Source organism: Microcystis protocystis FBCC-A270 (assembly GCF_050500235.1).
Classification (GTDB): domain Bacteria; phylum Cyanobacteriota; class Cyanobacteriia; order Cyanobacteriales; family Microcystaceae; genus Microcystis; species Microcystis ichthyoblabe_A.
In genome coordinates, this window is the sequence record NZ_CP191407.1 from 2021123 (window position 1) to 2045180 (window position 24058).

At 41.9% G+C, this 24058-nt stretch carries 21 protein-coding genes and 6 pseudogenes; 10 read left to right on the forward strand and 17 right to left on the reverse strand.

Translation table 11 applies throughout. The features are described 5' to 3' along the window. Positions 1-29 precede the first annotated feature (29 nt). The 5 genes from ACQY1X_RS09855 to cysK form a co-directional block, all read right to left on the reverse strand. Positions 30-605, reverse strand: a complete 576-nt coding sequence (locus tag ACQY1X_RS09855; protein WP_002793798.1) for a Crp/Fnr family transcriptional regulator — start codon at positions 603-605, stop codon at positions 30-32. 158 nt (positions 606-763) lie between these two features. Further along, positions 764-1438, reverse strand: a complete 675-nt coding sequence (locus ACQY1X_RS09860; protein WP_271936796.1) for a hypothetical protein — start codon at positions 1436-1438, stop codon at positions 764-766. Positions 1439-1655: 217 nt separating this feature from the next. Continuing rightward, on the reverse strand, positions 1656-2192 hold the full coding sequence (locus ACQY1X_RS09865) for an MgtC/SapB family protein (RefSeq protein ID WP_430015640.1): 537 nt from the start codon (positions 2190-2192) through the stop codon (positions 1656-1658). A gap of 76 nt (positions 2193-2268) precedes the next feature. Further along, the gene (locus tag ACQY1X_RS09870) at positions 2269-2403 is read right to left on the reverse strand and encodes a hypothetical protein (protein WP_002779101.1); all 135 of its coding nucleotides are present in this window, start codon (positions 2401-2403) and stop codon (positions 2269-2271) included. A 15-nt stretch (positions 2404-2418) separates the two neighbouring features. After that, positions 2419-3366, reverse strand: a complete 948-nt coding sequence (gene cysK / locus ACQY1X_RS09875) for a cysteine synthase A (RefSeq protein WP_271936791.1) — start codon at positions 3364-3366, stop codon at positions 2419-2421. Positions 3367-4036: 670 nt separating this feature from the next. Between cysK and ACQY1X_RS09880 the strand changes: the two are divergent. After that, positions 4037-4315: pseudogene (locus tag ACQY1X_RS09880) on the forward strand (phycocyanin subunit beta); the annotation flags it as partial. A gap of 225 nt (positions 4316-4540) precedes the next feature. On the opposite strand, the gene ACQY1X_RS09885 reads toward ACQY1X_RS09880, so the two are convergent. Beyond that, positions 4541-5763 (reverse strand): ISAzo13-like element ISMae28 family transposase gene (locus ACQY1X_RS09885; RefSeq protein WP_420065268.1). Its coding sequence is split into 2 segments (ribosomal slippage): positions 4541-5283 and positions 5283-5763, totalling 1224 coding nucleotides; the frame shifts between segments, so codons are not numbered across the junction. Between the two features lie 149 nt (positions 5764-5912). Here ACQY1X_RS09885 and ACQY1X_RS09890 point away from each other — a divergent pair. After that, positions 5913-6155, forward strand: a pseudogene (locus ACQY1X_RS09890) (phycocyanin subunit beta); the annotation flags it as partial. A 55-nt stretch (positions 6156-6210) separates the two neighbouring features. Continuing rightward, complete coding sequence (cpcA, locus tag ACQY1X_RS09895; RefSeq protein ID WP_002732914.1) at positions 6211-6702, forward strand: phycocyanin subunit alpha; 492 nt, start codon at positions 6211-6213, stop codon at positions 6700-6702. A 174-nt stretch (positions 6703-6876) separates the two neighbouring features. Here the strand turns inward: cpcA and ACQY1X_RS09900 are convergent, their stop codons facing one another. The 3 genes from ACQY1X_RS09900 to ACQY1X_RS09910 form a co-directional block, all read right to left on the reverse strand. Further along, the gene (locus tag ACQY1X_RS09900; protein WP_430015641.1) at positions 6877-7875 is read right to left on the reverse strand and encodes a sulfurtransferase; all 999 of its coding nucleotides are present in this window, start codon (positions 7873-7875) and stop codon (positions 6877-6879) included. Between the two features lie 400 nt (positions 7876-8275). Continuing rightward, entirely contained in the window at positions 8276-8926 is a 651-nt protein-coding gene (locus ACQY1X_RS09905; RefSeq protein WP_430014487.1) for a phosphatase PAP2 family protein, read from the reverse strand. Continuing rightward, the gene (locus ACQY1X_RS09910) at positions 8923-9303 is read right to left on the reverse strand and encodes a hypothetical protein (RefSeq protein WP_002779112.1); all 381 of its coding nucleotides are present in this window, start codon (positions 9301-9303) and stop codon (positions 8923-8925) included. The genes ACQY1X_RS09905 and ACQY1X_RS09910 overlap by 4 nt, the downstream gene beginning before the upstream one ends. A 209-nt stretch (positions 9304-9512) precedes the next feature. Between ACQY1X_RS09910 and ACQY1X_RS09915 the strand changes: the two genes are divergently transcribed. Then, the gene (locus tag ACQY1X_RS09915) at positions 9513-10922 is read left to right on the forward strand and encodes an IS4-like element ISMae7 family transposase (RefSeq protein WP_430014665.1); all 1410 of its coding nucleotides are present in this window, start codon (positions 9513-9515) and stop codon (positions 10920-10922) included. A 218-nt stretch (positions 10923-11140) separates the two neighbouring features. Here ACQY1X_RS09915 and ACQY1X_RS09920 read toward each other — a convergent pair whose 3' ends face one another. From ACQY1X_RS09920 to ACQY1X_RS09945, 6 genes and pseudogenes are all read right to left on the reverse strand, one after another. Beyond that, positions 11141-11347, reverse strand: a complete 207-nt coding sequence (locus ACQY1X_RS09920; protein WP_002733122.1) for a hypothetical protein — start codon at positions 11345-11347, stop codon at positions 11141-11143. Between the two features lie 18 nt (positions 11348-11365). Beyond that, a complete protein-coding gene (locus tag ACQY1X_RS09925) occupies positions 11366-11827 on the reverse strand; it encodes a hypothetical protein (protein ID WP_002732132.1) in 462 nt (153 codons plus the stop codon). 268 nt (positions 11828-12095) lie between these two features. Continuing rightward, positions 12096-12377 (reverse strand): annotated as a pseudogene (locus ACQY1X_RS09930) (hypothetical protein); the annotation flags it as partial. 224 nt (positions 12378-12601) lie between these two features. Next, positions 12602-13824, reverse strand: a protein-coding gene (locus tag ACQY1X_RS09935) for an ISAzo13-like element ISMae28 family transposase (protein ID WP_152416237.1) whose coding sequence is annotated in 2 segments (ribosomal slippage) — positions 12602-13344 and positions 13344-13824 — 1224 coding nt in all. Because the reading frame shifts where the segments join, the coding sequence is not laid out codon by codon here. Between the two features lie 150 nt (positions 13825-13974). Then, positions 13975-14316 (reverse strand): annotated as a pseudogene (locus ACQY1X_RS09940) (hypothetical protein); the annotation flags it as partial. Between the two features lie 564 nt (positions 14317-14880). After that, the gene (locus ACQY1X_RS09945; protein ID WP_430014488.1) at positions 14881-15699 is read right to left on the reverse strand and encodes a carbon-nitrogen hydrolase family protein; all 819 of its coding nucleotides are present in this window, start codon (positions 15697-15699) and stop codon (positions 14881-14883) included. Positions 15700-15785: 86 nt separating this feature from the next. Here ACQY1X_RS09945 and ACQY1X_RS09950 point away from each other — a divergent pair, with 86 nt between their 5' ends. From ACQY1X_RS09950 to ACQY1X_RS09970, 5 genes and pseudogenes are all read left to right on the forward strand, one after another. After that, the gene (locus ACQY1X_RS09950; protein WP_430015642.1) at positions 15786-16418 is read left to right on the forward strand and encodes an HAD-IB family phosphatase; all 633 of its coding nucleotides are present in this window, start codon (positions 15786-15788) and stop codon (positions 16416-16418) included. A 464-nt stretch (positions 16419-16882) separates the two neighbouring features. Next, complete coding sequence (locus tag ACQY1X_RS09955) at positions 16883-17575, forward strand: PEP-CTERM sorting domain-containing protein (RefSeq protein ID WP_016517058.1); 693 nt, start codon at positions 16883-16885, stop codon at positions 17573-17575. Between the two features lie 113 nt (positions 17576-17688). Beyond that, positions 17689-17928, forward strand: a complete 240-nt coding sequence (locus ACQY1X_RS09960) for a hypothetical protein (protein WP_043995482.1) — start codon at positions 17689-17691, stop codon at positions 17926-17928. A 6-nt stretch (positions 17929-17934) separates the two neighbouring features. Then, positions 17935-18168 (forward strand): hypothetical protein, encoded by a 234-nt coding sequence (locus ACQY1X_RS09965; protein WP_002779205.1) that lies wholly within the window; start codon positions 17935-17937, stop codon positions 18166-18168. 322 nt (positions 18169-18490) lie between these two features. After that, positions 18491-19600: pseudogene (locus ACQY1X_RS09970) on the forward strand (IS4-like element ISMae7 family transposase); the annotation flags it as partial. A 78-nt stretch (positions 19601-19678) separates the two neighbouring features. Here ACQY1X_RS09970 and ltrA read toward each other — a convergent pair. After that, the gene (ltrA, locus tag ACQY1X_RS09975) at positions 19679-21523 is read right to left on the reverse strand and encodes a group II intron reverse transcriptase/maturase (RefSeq protein ID WP_430014490.1); all 1845 of its coding nucleotides are present in this window, start codon (positions 21521-21523) and stop codon (positions 19679-19681) included. 694 nt (positions 21524-22217) lie between these two features. Between ltrA and ACQY1X_RS09980 the strand changes: the two are divergent. Beyond that, a pseudogene (locus tag ACQY1X_RS09980) lies at positions 22218-22517 on the forward strand (IS4 family transposase); the annotation flags it as partial. Positions 22518-22659: 142 nt separating this feature from the next. On the opposite strand, the gene ACQY1X_RS09985 reads toward ACQY1X_RS09980, so the two are convergent. After that, positions 22660-23742 (reverse strand): sulfate ABC transporter substrate-binding protein, encoded by a 1083-nt coding sequence (locus ACQY1X_RS09985; protein WP_430014491.1) that lies wholly within the window; start codon positions 23740-23742, stop codon positions 22660-22662. Positions 23743-24058: the final 316 nt, after the last annotated feature.

Sequence of the window (24058 nt, forward strand, 5' to 3'; positions counted from 1 at the left end):
GATTGAAAAAAGAGATAATCCTTCCCATTCTAAATCTCGTAGTGCCAGATTTCCTCCTCTCGTAAAAGAAGACGATGGACGGGAAGACGTTCCACGGCCCCTTGTTGTTCAAGATGATTAAGTGCGCGGGTAATTGTGACTCTAGTGGTTCCTAATAAGTCAGCGATATCCTGATGAGTTAGACGCACATCAATTAATTGTCCGGTACCGGTTTGTTTACCAAATTGATTGCCTAACCATGACAGTAATTTCAAGACCATAACATCAGTACGTTTGTAGCTACGAATAATACTTAGTTCTTGTGCTTGCTGAAGATGAGACAGCAGAATTTCTGCCATTTGATAACTCTCAACTGTGGAAAAGGAAACTGCTTGTACAGGAGTGATGCACTCAACTTGATAGGGATTGACTCTCTCTAGGGTTTTGCCAACAAAATTGCCAGGTCCCCACAATCCCAAGACGATCAGGGTTCCATCTTCTAACCAGGTGGAGGTTTTCACGACTCCACTCTCGATTTTCCAGAAATTAGGGTTTCTAAGGGGCAAAATCGCCCGATTATCAAAGTGCCAGCGATGGGGGGTTGGTGGTTGATAGGTAAGCGTCATGATTGGTAATTAATTTTGATTAGGTACTTAGCTAGTCAAAAGCACAAGGCCGTCGAGAAAGGAGCTTTTTAGACGATTTAGGGCGTTTTGCGAAGATTTTGGGGTAAAAACGATAATTACCCCAAAAAAGACTGATTTTATGTCCTTGCAAGCCCTATTTATTTCGGGGTGCTAGTCTTCTCCAGTTCCGTGGTGGCCGAGGAGATCAGTTCTTGCCAAGCTCGATCGCTTTCCTGTAGAGTCTGTTTAACCGCGTCGATGGTCTTTTCTACGCGAGTTTTCAGGAAAGGGGAAGCACTGTCTTTGAGTCGTTCGGTGTCGTCGGCTAAGATATCGATCGTCTCGGAGGTATTAACGAGGCTATTTTCTAGGGTAATAAGGTTGTTTTGCAGGGTTTCACTGAGTTTAGCGCCGGATTTGGTCAATTTTTTCGTCAATTTACTCACTTTTTCCCCTAGATCGTCAATATTATCCGCTAAGTCCTCTAGGTTGTCCTGTTGAGCTTCGATAATCTTCTTGTCGAGAGAAGGAGCGGCTAGTTGAGCCTTTAGGTCATCGATAGCCGATTTTGTCGCTTGGATGGCTTTTTCATAGGCAATTTGGGCATCTTCGAGAATTTTTGGGCTAGAAACCTCATTTTTTTTCTTGACTGGTTCCACCACAGTGCCACCCGTTGCCGTGGCACGGTCGATGACGGCCAACGGTTCGGGGAGTAGCGGCAAGGCGATCGCATTTCCTCTTCCGCCTAGGAGCAAAGTGACAGTTAAGAGGAAAATCAGCAGCTGGAAAACTTGATTTTTGAGGCTTTTAAAGCTCTTATTTCGGTTGATCATGATTTAATTTTCTCCTGTTTAGAAAAATTAGTTACTCTATCTAAATGTTATCATACAAAATACTTGTATGTTATTTATATACAGAAAATTTTATAAAAAATTTATTATATTTTTTAAACGATAAATTTTAGATAAAATATAAACTTTTTGAACCAAAAGCCATTACAGAAAAGCTTTTGCTCTTTTAATAAAAAACTAATTTTTATCGCTTTTTTTATTAATGAGATGCTGAACTATCCGATGAGTCTATTTCTTGATTAATCGGAGATATTTTCTTACGACCTTTAATATATTTGGCTAAGGGTTGTTTTTTCTTCAGTCGTTTAATGCCACTGAGGGTGGAGAGAGTAAAAAAAGTTCCCACGAGAACCATCTGCCATAAACCGCAGCCAGAAGCGGCCCCTAATCCTGCTGCTAACCAGATAGTCGCCGCCGAAGTCAAGCCTTTTACTTGTATCTTATTTAGTTCCCGATGGGATTGTTGTAGGATGATTCCCGCCCCTAAAAAACCGACACCAGAAGCGACCCCCTGAATAGTGCGACTGAGAGCATTAGAAGACGCATAACCCACATCTCCTTCCGCTTGTAGGGGAATCATGACAAACATGGCAGCCCCGAGACTAACGATGATAAAAGTTCTCAATCCGGCGGGACGACCGCCTCGCTGTCGGTTATAACCAATCAGACAGCCGACGGCCATAGCCATACTCAGCCGAAAAATAATCGTTTGCCAATCTTCCGAGTTAAAAAACATTGCTTAACCTAACAAATGAGATAAAAACTTCGCCTAACCAATCAAAGCCTTTTCCAGATCCCGCTTTAAATCGTTCCTATTCTCGATCCCGATCGATAATCGTAGTAAAGCTGGTGTTATAGGTGGAAGTGAGATCAATGGGAATCGTTACCGCACCATGGCTAGAGTCTGGTTCTTGCCCCCCATGAATCGCCCTCGTTGCAAATTCCATCAATTTATTTTCCTATTAGTCGATATCTTCGAGGTCTTTAAACAGGGCCGTGCTGAGGTAACGTTCCCCGAAACTAGGCTGAATCATGACGATTAATTTATCTTCGTTTTCGGGTCTTTTGCCCACCTGAATCGCCGCCCATAAAGCCGCCCCGGCCGAGATGCCCGATAGTAGTCCCTCCTGACGAGCTAACCGTCGCGCGTAGGTGAAAGCCTCTGTATCATCGACGATAATCACCTCATCGATTAATTCCGGTCGGAAAATTGCCGGGATAAAACCGGCCCCGATGCCTTGGATTTTGTGTGGTCCGGGTGGTCCTCCCGATAAGACGGGACTATTAGAGGGTTCAACTGCGATCGCTTGAAATTGGGGACGACGGGGTTTAATGGTTTCGGCAATACCGGTAATGGTTCCCCCGGTTCCCACGCCACCGATAACGATATCTACCAGACCATCGGTATCGGCCCAGATTTCCTCGGCAGTGGTTTCTCGGTGAATTTTCGGGTTGGCTGGGTTGCGGAACTGTTGCAAACTATAAGCGTTGGGGGTATTTTCGACTATTTCCTCGGCCCGGGCGATCGCTCCTTTCATGCCTTGGCTACCCGGGGTTAATTCTAATTGCGCCCCGTAAGCTTTTAACATTGCCCGTCGTTCTAAACTCATGGTTTCGGGCATAGTCAGGACTAAGCGATAGCCTTTGGCCGCCGCCACCATGGCCAGGGCGATGCCGGTATTACCGGAAGTGGGTTCCACCAGAATTGTTTTATCGGGGTGAATTAGTCCGGCGGCTTCCGCGTCCTCCACCATACTGACACCGATGCGATCCTTAACCGAGGCGGCGGGGTTCATACTTTCCAGTTTGACGACGATGCGGGCTTTTACTCCCTCTGCCACTGGGATTCGATTCAGTTGAACTAGGGGTGTCCGTCCCACCAATTGGGTGATGTCTCTTGCGATCGGCATAATCCCACTTGCTTTATACTTGTTGGCTATTTTTGATTATATATGTATTTAAGATGTTTTACAATACTTTTTAAGTCGGAGTACACTGCAAAATGCTGGTGTTGGCACCTCTGATCACAACGTCGGCGGGGATTATCCCTGTCGATTTTTTTGCCTTGCCACTTTTTTTGTATATCGAAGCACAATCGGTAAAATCATCTTGGTAAATTTCTCTTAATTTAGTTAATTATTATTAGTATATAAAAGCACATTTCTTTAAATAACTTAAAGGAATTATTAGAGAGATGAAAATAGCGATACTTTTTATTGGTATAGGGTTACACATTTAGAAAACTTTTCTGAGATTTATCCTAAAAAATTATTTTTTTGCTGCTTTTTTAGGAAATAATTTTTAATAAATAAAGGTGTAAATATGGTCTATAAAATAATTCATGGCAAAAACGAAGTATGTCTGGAAGCGCCTATCAACGCTAAATTCAATTAACAAGAATTGTTCCTCGATATACAAAAAAATCTGGTCAAGGGAGAGTAAAACTTTTTTCAAGGACGATAGTATAGTTCCAAGAAAAAAACTCCTAGATACTTTATCGGAAAAAATAAAGAAAAGCCAGAGAAATCAACCTCGATATTTTGCCGAAACCAATCATCATTATAGGAGATGAAAACTATGGTGTTAGATGCCTTTGCCAAAGTCGTTTCTCAGGCCGATACCCGGGGGGAATACCTGAGCGAGAATCAAGTCAATGCCCTAATTGCCTTCGTCAAAGATGGTAATAAACGCGTGGATGTGGTCAATCGTCTTTCCAGTAATTCTTCTGCGATCGTTACCGATGCCGCGCGTAGTTTGTTTTCAGAACAGCCCGTTTTAGTTGCCCCCGGTGGCAACGCCTATACAAACCGTCGTGCGGCCGCCTGCTTGCGGGATTTGGAAATTATCCTGCGCTACGTTAGGGACTTCCAGAGAATAAAATACCCAACAAAAAAATAGAAAAGTGTTTTTTTGAAAAAGTAATTATTTTTGTCTAGGAAAACAAAGAGTCTCCCATTACAACCTATTTTTCCGAAAAAAAAATAGCAGCATAAACTTTTATACTTCCGAGCTTTTTCGAGTATAACAAGGACAAGTTAAAGAATCAAATACAGTTTTTAGCTAACCATCTTAGTTAACTACAAACTAGGTCTTATCATAATAAATATCAATAAACCATTGCCCCAAATCGGGAAAGTCTTGATTCGTTGATTCTGTGAGACGTTCGATTTTTTCTTCGATTTTTTCCATGGCTTTTTTAGTAAGCTTTACTCCTTTTTCGTAAGTTTCAGTAATCAACTTAACAATCGGGTGTTTTCCTTTCCAAGTCATAGTTTGGGCGAATTTCAAAGCTGTTTCGATTTCATCTAAAATACTCCCATTCCAATGGTTTTCTAACACAGCCCAGGTTCGTTCAATAGGATTATATTTACTATGGTAGGGGGGATAGTAAGCTAAACGTATATTAACTTGATATTTTTGGGAAAACTCAACTATACGTTTCATAAACTGAGTTCGTCTCGAATTATTTTCTGATCCATTATCTTGATTAATTATCAAAGTTTTAATTTTCTCAAAACGAGATTTTTCAGATTCCCAGAAATCCTCTAATATATCAACAATAAAGTCACTGGTGACTGTGGAGGTAGTGAAATACAAAAACAACTCATCAAATTCTGGAATAAATATTCCGTAAGGGGTTAGGGTTGTTTTCGGATTAAAATCATGATCGTTTGTTTCGACAGTTATTCTATTTTTACCTCCTCGATCAAACAGTCCAATATTAACACGGGCTTTGGCATCTAAACTAAGACGTAACATCGTAGGGTCTTCATCCGCTTCCCGATTAATGTTAGCTAATTCCTCAAAGATTGCCTCGGTTTCTGGAATTTTTTTTGAGGTAAAACTTTAGCGACTCTTTTCAGACGATAACCTAAGTTATTTAATTTAACCCGAATAGTTTCCTCGCTCGGTAAATCCTCATCACTGTACCCATATTTAGAGATTAATTGCTTTCGGACTTCGGCCGCACTCAGTCTCACATAAAGCCTTTGGCTTTTAAAACTTGGGTCAGTTTGGCTTTGAGAATCCACTAAATTTTTGATGTTTTCCAATAGAAAAGGTAAATGTTCTTCTGCTTTTTTCCGCCCCTTAGCTGAATGATTATCAACACAAATAATGCCTCTTTTTAGTTCTTTAATTCCTTTACGAATAGTAGTTCGATTCCAGCCTAACTCCTGTGCAGCAAGGGTTTGTCCCCCATAGCCTAATTCTAAGACTGTTTGCGCCATGAATCTTCTTTTAGCTGCACCTTTTAATTGAAGTGCAGTTTCACTGAGCAATTTCTTGAGGGAATCAGTTAATTCCATATATTCTTAAAAAGAAAAACTTGATTAATAATGTACAGGATTAATTCTACTACAAAATTGGAAGGAGGGGGCAACCATCGATCCCTACCTCCCACACTCCGAGAATGATTATTATTCTTGAGAATGAATAGTTTATTTTTTGGAAGTCCCTTACCTATGCCACCTTCACCGGCGATGCCAGCATCCTCGATGATCGCGCCTTGAACGGTCTCCGGGAAACCTACGTCGCCCTGGGAGTTCCGGGAGCTTCTGTTGCGGCCGGAATTCTCAAGCTCAAAGACGCTTCCCTTGCCCTAGCAGCCGATCCCAACGGGATCACTCGTGGGGATTGCAGTTCTTTACTAGCAGAAGTCGCTTCTTACTTCGATCGAGCGGCGGCGGCAGTTTCCTGATGCTGTGACTTTCTTATCTCAATCCGATTAAACTTTTGTAGGAGCAATTCCATCCATGACCAAAACACCTTTAACCGAAGCGGTAGCTACTGCCGATTCCCAAGGCCGTTTTCTCAGCAGTGCTGAATTACAAGTGGCCTTCGGTCGTTTCCGTCAGGCCGCCATCACCCTAGAAGCGGTAAAAATCCTCGCCCAAAAGGCCCCCAGTTTAGCCCAAGAAGCAGCCAACGCTGTCTATCAAAAATTTCCCTACACCACCCAACTCCAGGGGCCCAACTATGCCTACGATGAGCGGGGGAAATCCAAGTGCGTTCGCGATATCGGCTACTATATCCGAATTATCACCTATGCCCTCGTGGTAGGGGGTACAGGCCCGATCGATGAATATCTGGTCGCCGGTTTGAGTGAAATTAATAGTGCCTTTGAACTATCTCCTAGCTGGTATATCGAAGCCTTAAAATACATCAAAACCAATCACGGATTAAGTGGGGATGCTGCTGTAGAAGCTAATTCCTACATCGATTATGTGATCAACGCCCTTAGCTAATTTACGTCAACTTCACGTCAACACAAGCTCAAATCTCCTAAATTCACCTCGGGATGAGCGCCGAGGTTTTTTTGCGTCCGTCTAACTTGGTCGTCCTCGGGAACCTACCCCAACAAAAAAACCATCTTGGGCAAGATGGTTAAACACAACGAGTATAGACCGACAAACTTGACTTCAGACCGCTTTTTCTAGCCCAGTAGCGACGGGCAGATCTGTGGTACTGTACTCTGTCCAAGAACCCTCATAAATTCGCACCTTGGGATAACCGAGCAGATGTTTGAGGACAACATACTGTAAAGTCGCTTCCCGTCCCGTGCTGCAACTGACAATAATATTATCCGAGGGCTTGATGTTGCGTTGGGCAAGAATCTTCCTGATTTCGTCTAAAGATTTCAATTTATGGGGATTTTTCAGAGATTCATCGGGATTATTCGCTTCCGTAAAAGTCGGCCAGGGTATATTTTTCGCCCCCGGAATATGACCATTTCTCAGCCAGATATCCTGTTTTCCCTGAAAAAGTTCTTCCGGTCTAGGATCGATAAAAACCACATCGGGTTTGCCGATCAATTTCTCTACTTCTGCCAAAGTCACCCGAATCGAGGGATTATCACGGACAGTAAAGCTCCCTGGTTGATATTTAGGGAATTCTTTCGTTACCTTCTGTTCAGAAGCCTTATAACCCTTAAAACCACCATCTAAGACGGCCACATCTCGGAAACCAGATCGCTCTAGTAAATAGGCGACCATGGTTGCCCCCAAGACATCGCGACCATCGGAATATACTACCACTCGATCGCCATTAGTGATTCCCGCAGCGGCAAAGAGGCTGCCAATTTTATCCTCTTGCCAATATTGAACCGGCAAAAATCCGTTTGGACCACGAAAATTATTGTCGGCTATATTCACCGCTTTCGGTAAATGACCGGTGATATATTCCAAAGGATTAATCCGCACATCGAGAATTTTTAACTTCGGATCGTTGAGATTTTGTGCTACCCAAACCGGCGATACAAAGTCTATCTTAGTCTCAGATTTAGACGTGGCCATCAGGGGCGATGACGGTGCTAAGGTAAAGGTTAAAATGCAGAGAAGAACTAAAGTGAGAAAAGCAAGGGGACGGCTTTGAAACCGTCCCAGGGATAGACCCTTCCCTTGACGCAGTTTTGGTTTCATGATTCAGTGTCAGCGACGAATATCAAACGATAATTACTATAGGGCTTTGATTAGCTTTCTCCAAAAATTTAGGTATAACGTGATATTTTTTTTGGGCAGCAAGTCGGTCAACTAATTAGGGTTTGCTAAAAAAGTTTGTTGGTGGGGTTAGGAGTCAGGAGTCAGGAGTCAGGAGTCAGGAGTCAGGAGTCAGGAAGGGAAGTCAGAATAACAGAATAACCTCGCACACTGAGAAGCGGAACCCTTTGCAATCGCCTCTGGACAGTGCAAGGATTTTGAGTCCCTCGGATCGATTTATCAACGTTTGTCTTTGGCACTTTTCTTGAAAACAAAAGTCCCTAAACCATTTTCTAGCAAAGCTTTCACTGATATTCAGCCAACCCTAATTATTAATTTCTCCTTATTTCCTGATCGCCTTGGGTGTCTTTAATAACTGTTGCCACCAGAGATGAACTAGGAGAGACCAAGCGAGCGCTAAAAGCCAAGAGGCAAGGATATCACTAGGAAAGTGAACTCCTAAATAAAGACGAGTCCAAGCAATAACCAAGACGAAGGGAATCCCCAGTAAAACTACCCCTAAAAACCAGTGCGTTCTCCAAGATAAAATCAGTAAAGAAATGACTAACAGGGAACTAAATAAAGCATGACCGCTAGGGAAGGCAAAATCATCGGGTAACGGATAAAATAACTGCCAAAATTGCGGGCGATTTCGATGAAAAAAAATCTTGAGGTTATAACTAATAGCCCAACCTCCCGCCATGGTCACAAGGATATAAGCGAACCCATACCAGTATTTTTTTAGGGCAAAAATCAGCAGTAAAATTGTCAGTATCGGGGCCACTCCCCAATAAGTACCTAATCCCGTTAGTTTTATGGCCAAAAAATTTAGGTTTAAATTAGTAGTTTGATGAATAGATAGCATCAGGGATTTTTCCCAAGCAAATCCTTGCGGCTGCTGGCGAATAGCGATCGCTAAATCCGTAAAAGTTAGCGATGTTAACAAGATAACCAAGAAAATTAAGCTATTGTTTAAGTAAGTTTTGGGAATCACGGGGAAAAAGTGGCGATCGAGGATAACAGGGGCATTTCTAAAACCTGAAAATGCAGCAAAGCTAGGATTACTAAAGTATAAACTGTCGAGGAAAGTAATCCATTTCTTAATTCTTTTTGCCAATTGCGTTCTTCTTTCTCTCCACCGATTAATTCTTTCGTTCCGAACTGCATCAGCAAAATTCCCACCAGATTAGATAACCAATAACCAACCATGGCCGCTGGTAGAAAAAAATCGGCGTGCAAGCAAGCAATTAAACGACCGAAACCGTAGGCGATCGGCAGATTAAAAATTAGATCGTTCCACCAACACAGGGGCGATAATAAGTAACCGATCAATACCAAGGTTCCGTTTTTGATTTTGTCAAGTAGATACATCTTTTTTTTAGTTACTAACTATCAGCTTTGTTTTTTTTTGCCATCAGCTATCTAAGTAAGTAGGTGTTGAAAATTGTCAGATGCCCCCCTTATTAAGCTATCCATTAGTCAGATCTTTCTTAACAAAAAGAGAAGAAACTTAAAAAAAGGGGAAACGATTGATAGGTATAGTTTTGAAAGAAGGAATTAAGGTGGAGGTAAGCAAAAAAATGGAGAAATGGGCAGCCCAAGAATTACAGTATGCAGACCTAGGGGACACCAGAAGAAAGAAAAGGTTAATCAGTATCGTAGAAAACTTGGCCAGCCAACCTAGTACAAGTGTGCCACAAGCTTCGGGAAATCTAGCCGCAGCGAGTGCCACCTACGACTTTTGGAATTCCCCCTATTTTCACCCCTCAGATATAATTGCCGCCCAAGCCAAAAGTACAGTAGAAAGAATCAAAGAACATCCAATAGTTTTGGCAGTGCAAGACACAACAAGTTTAGACTTTACGACGCAAAAAGCCAAAAAAGGAATGGGTTATCTAGATTATAAAAAATCCTTTGGTCTCAAAGTTCATACCACCTTAGGAGTGTCACCGCAAGGAATACCTTTAGGACTGATTAATCAATATGTCTGGGCAAGAGAAGAAAAGAATTTAGGGATTGCCAAGCAACGCAAAAAAAGAGAAACCGAAGAAAAAGAAAGTCAAAGATGGTTAGATTCTTTGTCAGAAACACAACAACAAATACCCGAAGAAATTCAAGTAGTAACAATCGGAGATTGTGAGGCAGACATATTTGATTTATTTGCCCAATCAAGAAGTCCTAACTCTCATTTATTAATCCGAGGAACTCATAACCGAAAAGTTAACTATCTCGAAGACAAGCAAAAGTCAGGGCATCCAGAGCCTAAATATTTACATCAATCCATCAGAGAAATAAAAGCCTGTGGTAGCCTAGATGTGCAAGTAAAACGCAATCCTAATCACGAGGCTAGACTAGCTAAACTAACAGTTAGATTTGCCAGTTTTGAAATACAAGTACCTAAGCATCACTCGAAAGCGAACCCTCGTCAACCGGTCAAATTACAGGTAATTTTAGCTGAAGAAGAAAATCCGCGTCCTGGAGTTAATCCTATCAGTTGGCTCCTCTTAACTAGCCTAGACATTAGTAGCTTTGAATCAGCGATAACCTGTGTGCGCTGGTATAGTTATCGCTGGTTAATAGAACGCTATCATTTTGTTTTAAAAAGTGGTTGTGGATTAGAAAAACTGCAATTAGAAACGGGTCGTAGAATTGAGATGGCCTTAGCTACCTATTCAATTGTAGCTTGGAGATTACTCTGGTTAACCTATCAAGCACGCTTACACGGAGAGGAGAGTTGTGAAAGTTTTTTGGAAGAACATGAATGGCAATCTTTGTGTGCCACTATTCATAAAAAGAGTCCGCCACCTGAAAAGCCGCCCTCCTTTCGAGAAGCGGTCAGAATGATTGCTTCTCTTGGGGGGTTTTTAGGTAGAAAAGGTGACAGTGAACCAGGTGTTAAAACTATTTGGTTGGGACTGCGAAGGTTACATGATATCAGCCAGACTTGGAAACTATCTCATCAAATTAGTCCCCCCATAGAACCCCCTTGAGCCATCTTGCACACTTTTCTCTTTTTGTCAAATTTTATGTTAAGAAAGATGTGACTAATGGATAGCTTGATAAGGGGGGTGTCTGACAACTTTTAACGCCTACCTACTTAGCAATTGTTCACAGTTTGGAGAGTTTTGTCTGTTAATCAGAGTTTTAGATTCGGATTGAGTCTCAGGGTTTCGACTTATCCAAAACTCAGATTATCCAAAACTGAGATTTATTTAGTTTTAAGCTGTGAAGATTGGGGAGCGTTTTCTCCTTCTACGACAAAAGATTTCACATGAGAACCTTGAAACTTTTCCATATTGCTCACTCGCCACATGGCTAGGGGAAAAGTAATAGCAAATAAACCAAAAAGTCCCACTAATATCCAGACGATATCGTGCATTTTACGCGAGGAAACCTTTCTAACTTGAGCGTTCATTTTGTCACCTCCTAGGCTTTAAGTTAAAGGTAAATAGGGAAATAGTGGATGCCATGACATGGCCGTGGCGGCAATCATGAGGGCAAAAAACCAAAAGAGAATGGTCTTAGCTTTTATCTGGCGATCTTTCCAAAGATAATGCAGTATCGGCCAACTGACTAACCAGCCAATTAATAACATCGTTTCTTTGCCGGTATAACTGCCGATATTGCCCCACATTTTGCTAGGATTTTTACTGCCAGGTATCCAACTACCCAAATTCCAAAGGAAAGTTTCTACGGTTTTTGAATGGTCTGCATCGGAAAAATGGTGAGCAACCATCATTAAAAAACAGCCAATACCAGCACTAATAATCGCCGCCGCTGCTGGGCCAGAAGTGGCAGGGGAACGTTTGGCACCTTCGGCTAAACCTTGGGGAAATTGTTTTAAAAAAGCCCAGATTTTTCCATACCAAGGACTATCGACGTAACGTTGAGTCATCAGATTTGTTCCTATTTTTTCAGAGTTCGTAAGTGTCTAAAACCGAAAAGTCCCACCGCTAAAAGTCCCCAACCGTATTACCAGCATTAGGGAAACGACCGACGATTTGACTTTGGTTGCTAATGCTGGCCGCCCTCGTATCCGTACCATCGGGGCTAAGTTTACACCCCCTAGGGCGGGAGCGGTGATAGATGACCCGAAAAACGTGGCTAAAACGAGCAAAAGTTTAATTTTGTTCACTTTTGAGGTAAAGTAGCTAAATAAGGGTTTACAGGGCGTGAATTTTGGCAACACCGAGGCCGCTAACGAGTCCACCCATGGCAAAAAACATCATCGCCATCAGGGCAATGCAAGTGACCGTTAACACCGGTCGATTAGCTTTGTCTAGGATTGAGTCGCCGTATTTCCAGAGAATCCAAGTGCAGGCCACGCCTAGGGGTAGGATAAAAAGGACGCTGAATTCGTGGTATTCCATGAGGACGTATTGACCGAGGGGCGAATTTTCCTTTAGCCATGCCCGCGCACCGCCAAATTCTAAACCGGCCCGATAGGGACTTCCAGAGAATAAAATACCCAACAAAAAAATAGAAAAGTGTTTTTTTGAAAAAGTAATTATTTTTGTCTAGGAAAACAAAGAGTCTCCCATTACAACCTATTTTTCCGAAAAAAAAATAGCAGCATAAACTTTTATACTTCCGAGCTTTTTCGAGTATAACAAGGACAAGTTAAAGAATCAAATACAGTTTTTAGCTAACCATCTTAGTTAACTACAAACTAGGTCTTATCATAATAAATATCAATAAACCATTGCCCCAAATCGGGAAAGTCTTGATTCGTTGATTCTGTGAGACGTTCGATTTTTTCTTCGATTTTTTCCATGGCTTTTTTAGTAAGCTTTACTCCTTTTTCGTAAGTTTCAGTAATCAACTTAACAATCGGGTGTTTTCCTTTCCAAGTCATAGTTTGGGCGAATTTCAAAGCTGTTTCGATTTCATCTAAAATACTCCCATTCCAATGGTTTTCTAACACAGCCCAGGTTCGTTCAATAGGATTATATTTACTATGGTAGGGGGGATAGTAAGCTAAACGTATATTAACTTGATATTTTTGGGAAAACTCAACTATACGTTTCATAAACTGAGTTCGTCTCGAATTATTTTCTGATCCATTATCTTGATTAATTATCAAAGTTTTAATTTTCTCAAAACGAGATTTTTCAGATTCCCAGAAATCCTCTAATATATCAACAATAAAGTCACTGGTGACTGTGGAGGTAGTCAAATACAAAAACAACTCATCAAATTCTGGAATAAATATTCCGTAAGGGGTTAGGGTTGTTTTCGGATTAAAATCATGATCGTTTGTTTCGACAGTTATTCTATTTTTACCTCCTCGATCAAACAGTCCAATATTAACACGGGCTTTGGCATCTAAACTAAGACGTAACATCGTAGGGTCTTCATCCGCTTCCCGATTAATGTTAGCTAATTCCTCAAAGATTGCCTCGGTTTCTGGAATTTTTTTTGAGGTAAAACTTTAGCGACTCTTTTCAGACGATAACCTAAGTTATTTAATTTAACCCGAATAGTTTCCTCGCTCGGTAAATCCTCATCACTGTACCCATATTTAGAGATTAATTGCTTTCGGACTTCGGCCGCACTCAGTCTCACATAAAGCCTTTGGCTTTTAAAACTTGGGTCAGTTTGGCTTTGAGAATCCACTAAATTTTTGATGTTTTCCAATAGAAAAGGTAAATGTTCTTCTGCTTTTTTCCGCCCCTTAGCTGAATGATTATCAACACAAATAATGCCTCTTTTTAGTTCTTTAATTCCTTTACGAATAGTAGTTCGATTCCAGCCTAACTCCTGTGCAGCAAGGGTTTGTCCCCCATAGCCTAATTCTAAGACTGTTTGCGCCATGAATCTTCTTTTAGCTGCACCTTTTAATTGAAGTGCAGTTTCACTGAGCAATTTCTTGAGGGAATCAGTTAATTCCATATATTCTTAAAAAGAAAAACTTGATTAATAATGTACAGGATTAATTCTACTACAAAATTGGAAGGAGGGGGCAACCATCGATCCCTACCTCCCACACTCCGAGAATGATTATTATTCTTGAGAATGAATAGTTTATTTTTTGGAAGTCCCATAGCGCATATAGGCTAAATTGCCAGTGGCGATCGCCAAAAAAGCGAGGACGGTGGACCAGAAGGTGAGGGTTCGCATTTGCCGCAAAATTTTGCCAGAACCTCTGAGCAGGGGAAAAGCGAGATGACCAGCGTAAACAATCACGACTAGGGCTAATAGGGAACCAAAACCGTGAATTGTGCCTAGCCATCGCTGCCACGGACTCGGATGCAGCAGGTTGACGAAGGGCAGAAATAAAAATAGGCCCGCCGAGAGGATTCCTAGCCCATAGACGCAAACGGTGGCTATATCTAGGGTTTTCGGAAAATCAATTTTTTCTGATTCTGTGGTATAAGATGACATCGGTTTCTCCTTAACGGTCTAGAGAAGCTAAATGGGATTATTTCTCATTTAGCCCGGAATCTTGTTAGAACAAGTCCAGAGAGCATATTTGTCCAACCATCAGAGTATTTTTGGACTGAAGTTGACAATAAATAGAGTCAAGACTTGAATTTCGCCAATTCAAGTCTGAATTGCATCCCTGTCTGCTCTACAGCGTTTCTCGGATATATGAGGTATGTTTTCGCAACTGAGAATTCTTACTTCGGCAAGGTTTAACTTACAATTCACCTTGACGAGAAACGCTACATCTTTATATGATCCCTGATTCGGGGTGCGATAGTCAAGAGATTTTCAAGGAAGATTGTTAATAAAGTTTACGGATATTTTTACCTAGTTCTTCGTTACTTGGTATGGTTTGATCGGGTGGCATAAATCGACTACATCCTTATTAGATGAGCTTACCCTGAGAATCTGGCAAAGAAGGTTAGAAACTCAGTAAATCAAAGCTTTTAGCTTAACTAATTAGGTTACCGAGTTAAATACCAAAATTAGGCGTTTTTATCGACAAAATTGTCGAATCGAATTTTAAACAAAAACACGATGCTGCAGGGAAGGCATTTGTCGTCGCACCTGTTGCAGACGTTGGGGATTAATTTCGGCAATTGCCACCCCCGCTTCTTCCCCTGCGTCGGCTAAAACCACACCCCAAGGATCGATAATCATAGCGTGACCGTGGGTGTGACGGCGTTCGTAATTATTGCCCGTTTGAGCGGGAGCTATTATATAACAAGTATTCTCGATCGCTCGCGCTTGTAACAAAACTTTCCAATGATCTTTCCCTGTAAAAGCTGTAAACGCCGCAGGTACAAATAAAACATCGGCTCCTTGCTGCGATAAATAGCGATAGAGTTCAGGAAAACGCACATCATAGCAAATCGAGAGGCCAATTTTGCCCAAGCTATCGGAGCCATAAATTGGCGGTAAATCGATCCCTGCCATGACTGTACTCGATTCCTGATAGGTGTTACCATCCGGGACATTGACATCAAAGAGATGGACTTTTTGATAACGGGCTAATTCCGCACCGTTGCCATCAACTAAAATAGCCGTATTATAAGCCTTATCGGGAATACCCGTCACCGGCACGGGAAAACCACCCCCTAAAATGGTCACTTGAAACCGTTGGGCCATGGTGCGGAGGAATTTATCGGCTTTTCGGGCAATAGTCTCGGCCTGGGCGATTTTATCGGTTTCTGCCCCCATAAAAGCGAAATTTTCTGGTAAACCGATTAATTCCGCCCCTTTACCCACGGCAAGTTCGATCAATTCTTCAGCGGCAGCGAGATTTTTCTCTAAATCCGGCTGACTGGTCATTTGAATGGCGGCGGCGAGATAGGATTTCATGGGGGTTGAAGCTCTAGAGTCGGATAATCTCTGTAAAATTAATCATAACCTTCGATTATATCCAATTTCAGATATTTTGTCACCCCATGAGTAAAATTGTTTTCTGTGACTTTGATGGCACTATCACCGCCGTGGAAACTTTTGCGGGTATGCTCAAAGAATTCGCCCCCGATTTATCGGCCCAAATTATGCCCCAAATGTACGCCCGTACTCTGACTCTGCGCCGGGGTGTCCGTCAACTGCTAGAGTCGATACCGAGCCAAAAATACGCCGATATTCTCGCCTATGCCGAAAGCAAGCCAATTCGCCCCGGATTAGCCGAATTACTCGCTTTTTTACAGGAGCAATCCATCCCTTTTATTATTATCTCCGGTGGTATCCAAGGCATGATTGAAACGGTCTTAAAACGGGAGGGACTATTAGATAAGGTAACGGCAATTTATGGGGTCAATCTTCATACGCAAGGGGAATATCTGCAAGTTCACTCCGATTGGGAAAATGAGACGGAATTAGTGGCTAAAGCCTTGATTATGTCCAAATATTCAGGAGTAGAAACTATTGCGATCGGTGATTCTGTTACCGATATTACCATGGCTAGAAGGGCCGATCTAGTTTTTGCTAGGGATCGTTTAATCGATTATCTGCAAGCGGAAAATCAACCCTATATTCCTTGGGATAACTTTTTTGAGATTCGCGAATATCTGTTATTGAGAGATTAGGGATTGGCTGTTAATTAGGTAGGGGTTAAAAATTGTCAGATACCCTCCTTGGATTAAGGGGGGATCAAAGAGGGCGAATGCAATTCGCCCCTACAATAATATTATTGCGCCAATGGTAGGAGCGCACTGTGGTCAGTGAGTTTATCGAACTGCGTGCGCCCTGTAATATAGATATTTCGACCAAATTGAGATGCACCCAAGATTTTTTTACTACCCTACTCTTAAGGGTAACAATAATTATAAATTTTTGTAAATTTGTGTTGGTTTACACTTGACAAAATCGGGGGGGGGTAAAATCCCGTTGTTGCTCTGTCTTGTCATTGAGGAACTAACTTAAAATTTAGTGATTGGCAATTTTGAAAAAACCAATTTTTCTCCCTTGCCAATGTCGCTTAATTTGAGATTTTCTCCTTTAAAGGGCATTCAGAACATTTGTTTGTTTGTTTTGAGGAAATTTTCCGAACATGAAAACTTTGACTACAATTAAAAAACTGTCAATGACTGCTGCGGGAGCTACCTTTGTAGCTCTAGGAGTCACCTTTGCCCATACAACTGCTGCCAATGCAGCCATTGTTGCTTTGGATGATAGCAATTCATGGGTTTCACCGGGGACGAACACGCTAACCAATTTAGGTTTTAACATGGTTACTGTTCCCGATCCTAGCTTAGCAGCGTTCACAAATGTTACAACTCTATCCTCGCCTTTAGGTAATTTAACTTTCACTCCAAGTGTAAATTACCGAAAGATTGGTAGTGGTTGGACAAGCTGGAGTCACGGCTACACGGGAGAGGTGTATTATTCCAACGGTGCAACATCGATTCAGATTGACCTGCCCGCTAGTATTGCCGCTTTTGACCTGTATGTGCAGCCAGATCCATTCAACATCTTCAATATTACTGTAACTGCTCAGAATGGCACTACGACAAGTCTGACACAACCTGTAGATGGTAATGCGGGAGCCAAGTACTTTGGCTTCTACGGCACAGGCGGAGATTTGATTGACAAAATCACAGTTTCTAGTAGCGTAGGTTTTGCCGTAGGACAGCTTCGCTTAGGTAAATTGGCTGAACCTGTACCCGAACCTGCTTCAGTCTTGGGTTTACTCACCATTGGTGTTCTTGGTGCGGGTGCAGCCTGGAAGCGCAAATTAAAATAAAAAACTGGCAAATCTAGCTTTAAATTAGCAGCGATCGCTCTATATTGATAAAGTGCGATCGCTTTTTTGGGGAGACATTCCAGATTTTTATTAATCTTTGTTAGAATGATGAGATGGGTAATGGCTTTGAGTTGATTGGAGAACTAACAGAAATAGAGATTATCGCCGTCAACCTCTCTATTCGTGAACTCAGAAGGCTAAAAGCGCAGTTTGGGGGTCGTCGATGGCGAAAGCTAAAAGGAGTCGGCTTAGTTCAATTTCCTAAGGGAGAAATCCGCAAAGCTGAACTACACTGGTATGAGTCTCATGGTATTGGTCGGCGAAAAATGAAAGTTAAACGAGTTTTGGACTAAATATTTATGCAAACACCAGCATCTAACATTGAATTTGCTATCTGTATTACCGCTGAAGAAGGCGGAGATTTAGAGGTTTGTAAACTTTATCAAGTGTTACCTGATGCTGAAGCGCAAGAGGTGGGATGTTTGCGAGTGATTGACGAATCTGGTGAAGATTATTTGTATCCAGAAAATCATTTTGTCATAATAAAACTTCCTGAAACGGTACAAGTCCAGTTATTAGCAGTCCGCCCTTAAATAGCGAGTAAATTACCTGGGCGTTGCTGATAATAAACGACTTAAGCTGCAATACTGACCTTAGAAGTGATCGCCCTCTATAAATATAGCGTGATAGCTTTTTGTGTCAAAATGATAGAAGTGTGAATAAATGAAGCAAAATTGGCTCTCCCGTACTTGTGATGATAAGTAGGTAGGCGTTAAAAGTTGTCAGACACCCCCCTTATCAAGCTATCCATTAGTCAGATCTTTCTTAACAAAAAGAGAAGAAACTTAAAAAAAGGGGAAACGATTGATAGGTATAGTTTTGAAAGAAGGAATTAAGGTGGAGGTAAGCAAAAAAATGGAGAAATGGGCAGCCCAAGAATTACAGTATGCAGACCTAGGGGACACCAGAAGAAAGAAAAGGTTAATCAGTATCGTAGAAAACTTGGCCAGTCAACCTAGTACAAGTGTGCCACAAGCTTCGGGAAATCTAGCCGCAGCGAGTGCCACCTACGACTTTTGGAATTCCCCCTATTTTCACCCCTCAGATATAATTGCCGCCCAAGCCAAAAGTACAGTAGAAAGAATCAAAGAACATCCAATAGTTTTGGCAGTGCAAGACACAACAAGTTTAGACTTTACGACGCAAAAAGCCAAAAAAGGAATGGGTTATCTAGATTATAAAAAATCCTTTGGTCTCAAAGTTCATACCACCTTAGGAGTGTCAGCGCAAGGAATACCTTTAGGACTGATTAATCAATATGTCTGGGCAAGAGAAGAAAAGAATTTAGGGATTGCCAAGCAACGCAAAAAAAGAGAAACCGAAGAAAAAGAAAGTCAAAGATGGTTAGATTCTTTGTCAGAAATACAACAACAAATACCCGAAGAAATTCAAGTAGTAACAATCGGAGATTGTGAGGCAGACATATTTGATTTATTTGCCCAATCAAGAAGTCCTAACTCTCATTTATTAATCCGAGGAACTCATAACCGAAAAGTTAACTATCTCGAAGACAAGCAAAGGTCAGGGCATCCAGAGCCTAAATATTTACATCAATCCATCAGAGAAATAAAAGCCTGTGGTAGCCTAGATGTGCAAGTAAAACGCAATCCTAATCACGAGGCTAGACTAGCTAAACTAACAGTTAGATTTGCCAGTTTTGAAATACAAGTACCTAAGCATCACTCGAAAGCGAACCCTCGTCAACCGGTCAAATTACAGGTAATTTTAGCTGAAGAAGAAAATCCGCGTCCTGGAGTTAATCCTATCAGTTGGCTCCTCTTAACTAGCCTAGACATTAGTAGCTTTGAATCAGCGATAACCTGTGTGCGCTGGTATAGTTATCGCTGGTTAATAGAACGCTATCATTTTGTTTTAAAAAGTGGTTGTGGATTAGAAAAACTGCAATTAGAAACGGGTCGTAGAATTGAGATGGCCTTAGCTACCTATTCAATTGTAGCTTGGAGATATTAGGGGTCGAGAAGGTCGTCACCGACCTCCCCTCCCATTCAGAACCGTGCGTGAGACTTTCACCTCACACGGCTCCTAGTTTGACTGTTCCCTTGTTAAGGATACAGCTTGACTTCCTTTGGTTAACCTTGTATTATCTAGGTTGACTGTTGATGTCAAACCAGATGATTTTAGGCTTCCATCAGATGCCGATTTATCATCGTGACAGTGGCGGTGTAGTAATTGAAGGTTTTTATATTCATCCTTTCCGCCTAAGCTTAGAGGGTGAATGTGGTCAACTTCAATTAAATCCGATGGGGTGAAATACTGCCCACATCGGCTACACTTGCCTTGTTGCTTCTTAAGTAGTTTGGCTACTCTTGTCGGTGTGTCGATTGCTTGTCCTCGTCTGGTCGCCCAGTAAGTCCAATTTCCGTCGTAAGGTGAAGTTTCGGGGCGTACTAGGGTATGTCTGACAATTGGTGTCCAATTATGTTGCCATAAATGAAGACCATCTTTGGTCTTAAATAACCAAGATTCTTGCCTTTCTTTCCCATTGCTGAGTTTAACTGTACCCGGTCTAAAGTAGTTTCTCAGCTTTTCGTGGTTTGATTTACCGCATCTTGATACTGTCCATGCCCTTAACATTAACCAGATTGTATTGTCTAGTTTATTGAAGGTATCTGTGGATACTACTCCTGAGTAGTAGTTAGCCCAACCTCTAATGATTGGGTTTAAGTGACTAATCAGGGCTGATTGAGGTGCTGTTTTGTGTTTTTTGATTACACCTTTAATCGCTTCTGTGTGGGCTTTAACTGCTTTTTGGTTGGGTTTGATGTGGGTTTTGTGACCAATTAATTGGCTTCCTCTCCCTCCTGTTTTCCCAGATTTGTACTTTCCTGTTGGATATTGTCTGATATTGAATCCTAGAAAATCAAAACCGGGTTCTTCAGTTTTCCCATTGTACTCAATGGGGTTGAGTGTATGAGACACTCTGGTTTTTTCTGGTTTGAGTTCTAATCCAATTGGTTTTAACCATTCAGAAATGGCAGTTTGGCACTGTTCAATGATTTCGAGTGATGGTGAAATCACCACAAAGTCATCGGCGTATCTTATTAGAACAGCTTGAGTTTTACTACCCTTTTTGGGGAATAGTGTTTCAATTAATCTTGCCATTCCATCCAGTGCGATGTTGGCTAGTAGTGGACTTATTACCCCTCCTTGTGGTGTCCCTGTTTCTGTTTCTTCAAATACGCCATTATCCAATACTCCTGCTTTGAGCCATTGTTTAATGTCTCTTTTCAAGGCAGTGGGACAATGAATTTTTGACAGTAGGAAGTTGTGATTAATTCGGTCAAAACACTTGGCAATATCAGCATCTAATACGAAGTAGCTACTTTTATTGATGCTAAGGTATATCCTCGATATTGCATCATGGGCAGACCTTCCGGGTCGAAAACCGTAGCTGGTTTCTTCCATTTTTGACTCCCATTCTGGTTCGAGTGCCGATTTAATCAACGCTTGTCTAGCTCTGTCTTTGATGGTTGGTATTCCTAGTGGACGTTTTTCATCCCTGCCGGGTTTAGGAATCCATACCCTTTTTAACGGTTTTGCTTTAAGTTTTCCCTTGATTTCTTCGGTTAGATTTAGCCTTTGTTCTGGGGATATTGCTATCACTCCATCGACTCCTGCTGTTTTCTTTCCTTGATTATCTTGGGTTACTTTGCGAACTGCTAATAGACGAGCATAGTATGATTTCACCAATAGACGTTGCAACCTTCTAACCTTTGCATCCTGTCCCGATTTAGCCGCTTGGTATATCCTCTTTTGGAGCTTGAAAACATATCTTTGGATTTTACCCCAATTGATAGCTTTCCATACATTCGTAGTCTTAGTGGTTTTCGGTTTCCCGAACCCTTTACCTTCTCTCGATTTCGTCATATAGACTCCTACTAGACTCTATCCTTACAATCAAACCGTAACCTGTGAGCATATCCCGACTATTACCGTCAGGCGTTGGCTTTTGGTTACATCTCACACCCTTGAAGGCTTGCGCTTACACTTGTCACTACTGAGTATTTCGACCGATACTCAGAGCCTGAAAGGGCTTATCACGTTCCGTTTATATGGGCATTCCATCTTTAGATTTGTCCTATCCATCGGGGTACTTTTAAAGGTCTGTGTAAGTGAGTTAGTAAATTCCTTACTTTTCCCCTTGTTCTTTTGAACGCAGTGTATCAACCTATTTCACTACTAGCTAATTACGATGGTTCAGGTCGGACATTCGGTTCACACCTAATCATGGATGGTTGGCAGTGGTCTCGATTCTGGTGTTAGGTTACACCTCGGAGCCTTCCGTTCCCCGCTTCAGTCCCAGAATTGTGATTTCTGAATCTGGGGGTGGCTATCGCCGTTACTCTCACCTTTGTAGCAATTGTAAATAATTGTTACAGAGTGTATTGACCTTGAGTCCCTTTGCCTAGTTTGGTATCGCATTGATACTAAACGTCGGGACATATAAACAGTTATAAGGCTGGTCTGGGTTGACCTGTTAGATTCAGTCAGGGGACTGAAGACCTTACTAGGCGGTTATTTCGGGCGTTTGGCTCCCTATTTCATGCCTAAACGTTTCGCACTACTTTGGTTAACCTATCAAGCACGCTTACACGGAGAGGAGAGTTGTGAAAGTTTTTTGGAAGAACATGAATGGCAATCTTTGTGTGCCACTATTCATAAAAAGAGTCCGCCACCTGAAAAGCCGCCCTCCTTTCGAGAAGCGGTCAGAATGATTGCTTCTCTTGGGGGGTTTTTAGGTAGAAAAGGTGACGGTGAACCAAGTGTTAAAACTATTTGGTTGGGACTGCGAAGGTTACATGATATCAGCCAGACTTGGAAACTATCTCATCAAATTAGTCCCCCCATAGAACCCCCTTGAGCCATCTTGCACACTTTTCTCTTTTTGTCAAATTTTATGTTAAGAAAGATGTGACTAATGGATAGCTTATTAAGGGGGGATTAAGGGGGGATCAATTAATCAGAACCACTTACTTAGCTGACAGCTGACGGCCTACTACTAATTAACGCTGAATTTGGTCAAAAATCGCCCCATCAGCGAAGAATTTTTTCTGGATCGCATCCCAACTACCGATCGCCGTATAGGGGAACAGATTCGACACTTTTGGGTATTGTTTACTAAACTCTTTAGCCACATTAGCATTAACGGGACGGAAACCCACCTTGGCGAATTCCCGCTGCGCTTCCGGAGTAAAGAGAAATTGGGCAAAAGCTGTCGCTACTTCCCGGGTTTTGCGTTTATCAACTATTTTATCCACTACGGCCACGGGCGGATCGATCGAAACATTGACCGGAGGAATAGTATAGGAAAAACCGGTTTGTCCCTTTTGACGGGCCAAAATTACCTCGTTTTCGTAGTTAAGCAGCACATCCCCCTGATCCTGTTTAAAGAAGACATCGCTGGCTTCCCGGGCATCTTTGGGTAGTACAGGCACGTTTTTATAGACATTGCGGACGAAATTGGTCGCTTGTGCTTCATTGCCGCCGGTCCGAGTTACCGATCCCCAGAGAGCCAGAAAATTCCACCGGGCCACCCCAGAGGTTTTCGGGTTGGCAGTAATGACTTTAATCCCCGATTTGGCTACATCTGGCCAGTTGCGGATTCCTTTGGGATTGCCCTGACGAGTAACTAAAGCTACCACGGAACGAGTGGCGATGGCGTTATTGGGTAATTCTTTCTGCCAACCCGGGTTAACTAAACCCGCTTTTTGCAAGCGTTCCACATCGGAACCGATAGCCAAATTTACCACATCTGCATCTAATCCGTCGATAACAGCGCGAGTTTGGGAACCAGAGCCACCATAACTCTGTTTAATCACCACATCCTGTTTTTTCTCTCTTTTCCATTTGTTGACGAATAGAGGAATGATTTTTGAGTAGGCCGATTGAGTCACTGCGTAGGAAACTAGGGTGATTTCCACGGTTTGTTGTTTAGCTTGCTGTTTATCCGGACTTGCCAGCAGCTTACTCGATGCCGATAGGGGACTAAAAGTTAGTCCGATTCCCGTTGTGACGACGGCAGCCGTAGCTAGAGAAATAAAGGGTAAGAGGGTTTTCGGTTTTGAGGATCTAGGATCAGGGATCACGATGTCATCGGCTCCTTTGTTTATTTATGGGAGATTGCTAGGTATTTTCTCTGAGATTGTATTTTATATGAAATAAAAAACAATTTCAATACATCGAAGAAAAAATTATACTGTTTGGGTTAGATGCAAAGAAATCAAGCCATTAATGGCTTGATTAGCTGAAAAAACTGGAAATATTCGATTTATACGGCTTAAATGTGCCTTTAAATTTGCCTGAAGCCTCTTTATGCTTGCAGAATAGAGATTTTATCGTTTTTATGGAGAAGAAAGAATTTTTTAGCGATCAAAAACCTCTCCCTAGGTGGGTTCACTGGTG

Coding starts and splice junctions, on each gene's coding strand:
- ACQY1X_RS09855 (WP_002793798.1), bottom strand. CDS start 605: ATGACGCTTACCTATCAACCACCAACCCCCCATCGCTGGCACTTTGAT.
- ACQY1X_RS09860 (WP_271936796.1), bottom strand. CDS start 1,438: ATGATCAACCGAAATAAGAGCTTTAAAAGCCTCAAAAATCAAGTTTTC.
- ACQY1X_RS09865 (WP_430015640.1), bottom strand. CDS start 2,192: ATGTTTTTTAACTCGGAAGATTGGCAAACGATTATTTTTCGGCTGAGT.
- ACQY1X_RS09870 (WP_002779101.1), bottom strand. CDS start 2,403: ATGGAATTTGCAACGAGGGCGATTCATGGGGGGCAAGAACCAGACTCT.
- cysK (WP_271936791.1), bottom strand. CDS start 3,366: ATGCCGATCGCAAGAGACATCACCCAATTGGTGGGACGGACACCCCTA.
- cpcA (WP_002732914.1), top strand. CDS start 6,211: ATGACCAAAACACCTTTAACCGAAGCGGTAGCTACTGCCGATTCCCAA.
- ACQY1X_RS09900 (WP_430015641.1), bottom strand. CDS start 7,875: ATGAAACCAAAACTGCGTCAAGGGAAGGGTCTATCCCTGGGACGGTTT.
- ACQY1X_RS09910 (WP_002779112.1), bottom strand. CDS start 9,303: ATGTATCTACTTGACAAAATCAAAAACGGAACCTTGGTATTGATCGGT.
- ACQY1X_RS09915 (WP_430014665.1), top strand. CDS start 9,513: ATGGAGAAATGGGCAGCCCAAGAATTACAGTATGCAGACCTAGGGGAC.
- ACQY1X_RS09920 (WP_002733122.1), bottom strand. CDS start 11,347: ATGAACGCTCAAGTTAGAAAGGTTTCCTCGCGTAAAATGCACGATATC.
- ACQY1X_RS09925 (WP_002732132.1), bottom strand. CDS start 11,827: ATGACTCAACGTTACGTCGATAGTCCTTGGTATGGAAAAATCTGGGCT.
- ACQY1X_RS09945 (WP_430014488.1), bottom strand. CDS start 15,699: ATGAAATCCTATCTCGCCGCCGCCATTCAAATGACCAGTCAGCCGGAT.
- ACQY1X_RS09950 (WP_430015642.1), top strand. CDS start 15,786: ATGAGTAAAATTGTTTTCTGTGACTTTGATGGCACTATCACCGCCGTG.
- ACQY1X_RS09955 (WP_016517058.1), top strand. CDS start 16,883: ATGAAAACTTTGACTACAATTAAAAAACTGTCAATGACTGCTGCGGGA.
- ACQY1X_RS09960 (WP_043995482.1), top strand. CDS start 17,689: ATGGGTAATGGCTTTGAGTTGATTGGAGAACTAACAGAAATAGAGATT.
- ACQY1X_RS09965 (WP_002779205.1), top strand. CDS start 17,935: ATGCAAACACCAGCATCTAACATTGAATTTGCTATCTGTATTACCGCT.
- ltrA (WP_430014490.1), bottom strand. CDS start 21,523: ATGACGAAATCGAGAGAAGGTAAAGGGTTCGGGAAACCGAAAACCACT.